4 protein-coding genes are annotated in these 5,633 nt (G+C 36.2%); 3 read left to right on the forward strand and 1 reads right to left on the reverse strand.

The window, feature by feature from the left end:
• The 3 genes from BUA88_RS15640 to BUA88_RS15650 all read left to right on the forward strand — a co-directional run.
• Window positions 1-198 (forward strand): hypothetical protein (locus tag BUA88_RS15640; RefSeq protein WP_200798879.1); only part of this gene is annotated, 198 nt, incomplete at its 5' end.
• A 61-nt stretch (window positions 199-259) separates the two neighbouring features.
• Window positions 260-2,383, forward strand: coding sequence for a glycosyl hydrolase family 28-related protein (locus BUA88_RS15645; RefSeq protein ID WP_072919684.1), 2,124 nt, complete (start codon window positions 260-262; stop codon window positions 2,381-2,383).
• A gap of 130 nt (window positions 2,384-2,513) precedes the next feature.
• Window positions 2,514-3,923 (forward strand): O-antigen ligase family protein, encoded by a 1,410-nt coding sequence (locus tag BUA88_RS15650; RefSeq protein ID WP_072919685.1) that lies wholly within the window; start codon window positions 2,514-2,516, stop codon window positions 3,921-3,923.
• Window positions 3,924-3,971: 48 nt separating this feature from the next.
• On the opposite strand, the gene ltrA is transcribed toward BUA88_RS15650, so the two are convergent.
• On the reverse strand, window positions 3,972-5,366 hold the full coding sequence (gene ltrA / locus BUA88_RS15655) for a group II intron reverse transcriptase/maturase (protein ID WP_072919687.1): 1,395 nt from the start codon (window positions 5,364-5,366) through the stop codon (window positions 3,972-3,974).
• Window positions 5,367-5,633 lie beyond the last annotated feature (267 nt).

Raw genomic sequence — 5,633 nt, forward strand, 5'->3', positions numbered from 1 at the left:
CCAACGCCTAAGGCTACTCCAACTCCAACACCTAAACCTACGCCTACGGCAACGCCTAAACCTACACCTACCCCAACACCTAAGGCTACTCCAACCCCGACACCTAAGCCTACACCTACTCCAACGCCTAAGGTAAATAATCAAAATAATAATTATAACTCTATTTGGGATATGATTAGGAAATGGTTCGGTTTTTAGTTAAAGAGTTTACGGAAAAATTTTCTAAATTTTCAATTTAATAAAACAGGAGGTATTATGAATGGGCTTAAGATATTATTTTACTAACAAAAAAATACTTTCGTTATTACTTATTAGTCTGTTACTTTGCTTTTGCTTTTTTGTTATCTATTTGAGCTTCCATAGCAGAATAGATGATAATAAAGTTCCTTTAGCTAGTGCTAATGCAGAAGCAATGTTTTATGTAGAAAATTCTTCTGGCGGAGCTACCTGTATAGGTGATGGTATTATTAATCCTGCAGAGGAAGTTTCAAATAATTCATCAGTAGCAACAGAACGAGTATTGTCTGCTCCTGATTATAGTGCGATTATAGGTAAAGATCTCACTATTATTTGGCACACAATTAAATATGTAGATAACGAATATCAGGTAACTGGTATTTTAGCACCTGCAACTGCTAAGAAAGTTATTATTTCTACATTTGCCGGATTAGAAAATGCAAGTTACAGTGATGGTACTATTATTTCAACAAAAGGTTTCTATAGTGAATATGATGGTGGTGCAGCTGACTATACAGTTTCGGCTACTCCATCCCCACTTAAGATTCCTAACATATCTGTACCTTTAGCAAATGGTTTATATGCAAATCTTGATTACACTGACTCAATTAATATTAGGCAGATTGGTGCTCGAGGCGATGGAACAAGTGACGATTACGAATATATAAATCCTGTCACCCTCGCTGGAGTGAATCTATACATTCCTAATGGAACCTATTTCTGTTCTACAAGATTTTTATTTAATAACGATATAGTTATAAAAGGTGAATCACGTTCTAACGCTGTACTATTGTTTAGAGATAACGTTGATCCTGCCTCATATGAAAAATGGAATCAACGAGGATTAATTACTTTCAACAGCAATAATATAGTATTGGAAAATGTTGGTTTTAAGTATGTCGCTGATATTACATCAAAATTCACCAGGACAAAAACTCAAACAGGAGCTGAAGCAGCTGAGGGTGTACTTTTCTCAATATTACGCGCCGATTCTATCAATATAGATAACTGCGAATTCTATGTTGGTGGCACAGCGAATCCTTCTGTTTCATGTCTATGGTTAAAGTCAGAATTAAAAGACATTAAAAATGTAAAAATAACAAAAACAAATTTTATTAACGAAGCAGAATCTACTGTTGGAGGTTGTTTGTGGATATCAGGACATGATAATGCAAATATTACTGTTTCAAATATAAATGTTTCAGATTGCTATTTCTTTAAAAATAATAATGACGAGGCATTTTCTATTTGGGGCTATAACATGAGAGATGTCGTTGTCCAAAATAACCGCTTTGAATTCAATGGTCCTGTTGTTCAAAACGATGTATTAGTCGCTTTCGGTATGCCTGATTCAAAGAGACAGGAATCACTAAGAAATATTGTATTCAAAAATAATAATATTTCGATTCATGGACTCAGTGCCAGCGCAATCAAAGCTCAGTTGCTAACAGATAATTCTGAGATTGAAATATCTAATAATACAATTAATTGTACACTAACAAACAAAGGTACATTCTCATGTTTCGGTTTCAGTAAAGCAGGCACAGTCACTGTTGCCAATAACAAAATCAACGTATCTGGTGGCGGCGAAATATCATATATGACTTATGGAAGTGGTATAATTAAAGACAGCGATAATACCTTCACAACGCAAAACTGCAGTCGTAGCATGCTTATTAAATCTACAAACTCAAAATATTTTGAAGGTGCTAATGTCCAATTAACAAAAGATGAATTCAAGTTTGCAGGCACTAATACAGTTTCAGAATTAGCAGTTATACAATATCCTGCCAGTGGAATATTAAAGTTAGATACTTGTACATTTGATACTTCAAGCAGCGCTATTCATGAATTACGCTACCAAATGCTATATAACAGCGCAAACGAATATTCACCTAACAGTATAGAAATGATAAACTGTGCATTAGACGGAAATCTTATATTCAGACTCAGTAAATACTCTGAAACAGATCTTGATTTATCAGATTCTTCCTTCACTGCTATTAGCTTTATGACACCTAATAACACACAGTGCTTATCAAATCTTGACTTATCAGGAACAAAGTATGACAAATTACGTATGAACTATAAAGCTATTAATCATTCATCACTAAATGATATTTGTGAAACACTAACACATGACTAATCTATAGTTTTTTTCAAAAGGGTAATCAATTCTTATTGGTTACCCTTTTTCATTTCTAACTCCTTCTTTTAGATTTGATTTTTACATAAGAATTTCTGTATAATAGCAGAAAAACGTCTGGAGATACTATATGTTTAATTTGATTTTTCTATTATCTTTCAATATAGCATTAACCATTGCAACTATTTATACTTTTAAAACAAAGAAATATTTGTACCTATTTATACCATGTATGTTATTTTTACCTAATTACTTTGGTATATCGCTTAACAATGCTCTGCCTACTTTTTCTGCTGTTAGAGGTATGTTTATACTGCTATATATTTATACTTTTTTTAACAAACGCCGTGATTTGAATTTTAAAAAAATACTTAAGAACCCCAAAACTATCCCTATTCCATACTATTTTTTAGGCTGTTATTTTGTTTTTAGAGCTATTTCCAACCTATACTATATCACTATTAATGCTGATGCTATTAAAACGATATTCCTTATTGTATTTGAACAGCTTTTACTATTGATATCTATATATCTATTGGCTCCTACAAAAGAAGAACTAATCACAATCTCAAAAATTGTTGTTTGGACAGCGACAGTCCTTTTCGTTATAGGAATTATAGAAAGTTTTACCTTTTTCCGTCCGTTTGACGCCTTATACACTTCGTTACGTGCAATGCTTAATGATCATTATGTTCGTTTGGGACTATTACGTTCTACTACTACAATGGGATTGCCTGGATTCTATGGAAATATGTGCGTGCTAATTTTGGTACTCATTTTATTTTTATACAATCTTACTAATGAAAAAAAATATATTCTTATTATTCCTTTAAATATTTTAGCCATAATCCACTCAGGCTCACGTTCAGATGAAATATTCATTTTCTTTGTCTTGGGATTATACACTTTATTATTCTGTTTAAAAAAAGAACGCATCATACGTCTACTAAAGAACACAATTTTAGTTATTGCTTTAATAACAATATTTATTTTGCCATTTATGATTTGCAGTCCAAAATATAGATATTTCTATGAAGGTAACGCTAAATCTATTTTAATGGAATTCGGTGCTGATTTTGATTTAAATGAAGAAGCTCCAGAAGGCATAGAAGGCTATGGTACCAACTATGCTGCAGGTTCCAAATCTCGCATAGTGCAGTTCACTGGCATTACGTATACTATTGACAAAAACCCATTTTTTGGTTTAGGTTCAGGTGCAGATATGAGAAATGATCTTCACTATTATTGGAACAATACATGGTATATTTGTCACTCATACGATGTTGGTATCGTAGAAATAATATGTGAAGAAGGAATCTTAGGCCTTATCGCACATATAGCACTTTTTATTTATATAATGCTTATATCGATAAACCTATGGAAACAAAACAAATTAGTAAGTAAATACTTTATCCTTTATATGTTAACTTATCTCGTCACTACACTTAGTACCGCTAATATGTATTCATTCCTAATTCTATTAGTTATTTACTGCACTAATTATCGTTCTACAAATAATCGAGTAGGAGGCGGTGACTAACCGCCGACCTCTCACAGCACCGTACGTACCGTTCGGTATACGGCGCTTTCAATAGTTGACGTGCACAGACTGATAGGCCGTGGCTAAATCATAAAAGCCACTGCTTATCAGTCTTTCTTTTGTCATCGCCATGTTGACTGCGACTGTATGTGTGGTAAACCAATATCCACGCCGACTGTTGCCAGCCATATGCGCCAAGTCCTTGGGCACGCCCATCTTAATCAGATTTCGCACCTTTGTCTTGGGCTTCTTCCATTGTTTCCATATACACATACGTATTCTGTGATAGAGCCATTTATTGATTTCGTCTATGTTTTTCTTCATGCTTGCTATACCGTAGTAGTTAAGCCATCCTCTCGCATATACCTTGATTTTCTCAAGACTAGGCTTGATGGACTGAACAGACTTACGGGAAGATAAGGCTTTCAGCTTGGACTTAAACTTCTTCCATGACTTTGGATGAACCCTGACATAAATGCCACTTCCGTTCCTTCCCAATGCAAAGCCAAGGAATTTAAAATTTTGGATTGCAAACACACTGACAGTACGGCTTTTCTCTCGGTTGACTGTTAGCTTCAATTTCTCTTCGAGATATTTAGTACTGCTTTCTAAGAGTCTTTCTGATGCCCTTTTGCTTTTCGCAAGAAGAACGATGTCATCTGCATATCTTATGCAGGGTACACCCCTTTTCAGAAACTCTTGGTCGAACTCATTGAGGTAGATATTTGCAAGAAGAGGCGATAAATTCCCACCTTGCGGTGAACCTTCCTCTGTATCAATGACCACTCCGTTTTCCATCACTCCACTTTTCAGATAACGCTTTATTAGCTGAACTACACGTTCATCCTTCACATTCTTTCTGAGGAGATTGATAAGGATTTCATGATTCAAGGTGTCGAAATACTTTGATAAGTCCAAGACTACCGCAAAAGTGTAACCTTGTTCTGCGTATTCCTTTACATTCTGTATAGCATCCTTTGCGCTTCTGTTTGGGCGATAGCCGTAGCTTCCATCCGCGAACAATGGTTCATAGATTGGCACTAACTGTTGAGTTATTGCCTGTTGGAGTGTTCGGTCTATCACGGTGGGTATGCCAAGCTTGCGCACACCCCCATCTGGTTTTGGAACCTCAACTCGCCTGACTGGCGATGGAGTATACTTACCACGGTATATGCGGTCAGTTAGCTCCTGCTGGTGTTCCTTAAGGTACGGAAGTGCCTCTTCGATGGTCATACCATCAATACCTGGCGCTCCCTTGTTTGCCTTAACTCTTTTATACGCTCTGTTAAAGTTATCCTTATACAGTATCGCTTCCAAGAGCTTCGGCTGTGCACTGTCTCTTTCTTTCCATATCCGATTGAATGACCTAGGCGCTTTCGCATACCCTTCATGTTCCGCATTATCTCTTTGCGAACAGCCATTATTATCTATGTTTTCTGCCATTAACGGTCATTCCTCCTTTTCTCGGTCATACTTAAGACTCCTACTGATTCGGTCCTTCGGTTAGCATGTCCATGTTTCCATGTCCATATCCCTACTATGACCTCTGCTGACTTCTGCGTGTTCAGCACCGCCTCGTTTCCTTGTACGGTGGTTACTCCTTTCAGAGCGTTTCACACAGACCTCCCTAGGTACCACACGTTTCTTCCTCTCCATCCATCTGCCTCATTTATCATGCATGATTCCGTGTAGTTATTGGGCTTCGACTTG

The sequence above is a fragment of the Pseudobutyrivibrio xylanivorans DSM 14809 genome, from assembly GCF_900141825.1.
Taxonomy (GTDB): Bacteria; Bacillota; Clostridia; order Lachnospirales; family Lachnospiraceae; genus Pseudobutyrivibrio; species Pseudobutyrivibrio xylanivorans.

Coding starts and splice junctions, on each gene's coding strand:
- BUA88_RS15645 (WP_072919684.1), top strand. CDS start 260: ATGGGCTTAAGATATTATTTTACTAACAAAAAAATACTTTCGTTATTA.
- BUA88_RS15650 (WP_072919685.1), top strand. CDS start 2,514: ATGTTTAATTTGATTTTTCTATTATCTTTCAATATAGCATTAACCATT.
- ltrA (WP_072919687.1), bottom strand. CDS start 5,366: ATGGCAGAAAACATAGATAATAATGGCTGTTCGCAAAGAGATAATGCG.